Annotated in this window: 1 protein-coding gene; it reads right to left on the minus strand. The window is 40.2% G+C overall.

Features of this window, described 5'->3' with window-relative positions:
• Positions 1 to 383: transposase (locus CZ487_RS28145; RefSeq protein ID WP_139339538.1), on the minus strand; the 383-nt coding region annotated here is incomplete at its 3' end.
• Positions 384 to 657: the final 274 nt, after the last annotated feature.

Consider the following 657-nt stretch of genomic DNA (forward strand, 5'->3'; position numbering starts at 1 on the left):
GGTTGTTGCATCGCAGCTAACCACATAGCTGGTATGTTTTCTTTAATCAATGTTTCTATTCTTCGGCAAGAGTAAACCTTCTGAGAATACGCGAACAGAATGATCTTAAGTATCATTTTGGGATGAAAAGAACTTCGTCCTCCACCTTTATAATGAGAGAATAACTGTTCATTCGGAACAGCTTCGACCATTTCATCCACTACACGAGCCACATGATTCTCTGGAATAAGTGTTTCAATATCAAAAATGGATTGAATTTGACGGTTGTCATAGGGTTTAAATGTAGGAGCTAATTGTCTTTTAGGAGGCGATTTCTCATCAACCTCTGGAAGAAGAGTCATTTGAGTGTTATAATTTGCAGTAGTAGTCTTTGGATTACACATAAAAAATCGTCCTTTCTAAAATGTTGGTTTGGTCACTTACATTTTACTAAATAGGGCGATTTTTTTGTGCACTTTTTTATAATTAAATGGATTTATAAGCCAAAAAAGATTAAATAAAGGTTGATTGGAACGGAAGGCACGAAGACTCCTGCGGGATGACGGGGCAGGGGAGACCCCACAGGCGCTAAGCGCCGAGGAGGCTCCCCGTACCGCCCGCGGAAAGCGAAGTGCCTGGAGTGGAAATCAACAACTCCATTTAACCAACTACTAAAAA

The sequence above is a fragment of the Robertmurraya dakarensis genome (assembly GCF_900156875.1).
GTDB lineage: Bacteria > Bacillota > Bacilli > Bacillales > Cytobacillaceae > Robertmurraya > Robertmurraya dakarensis.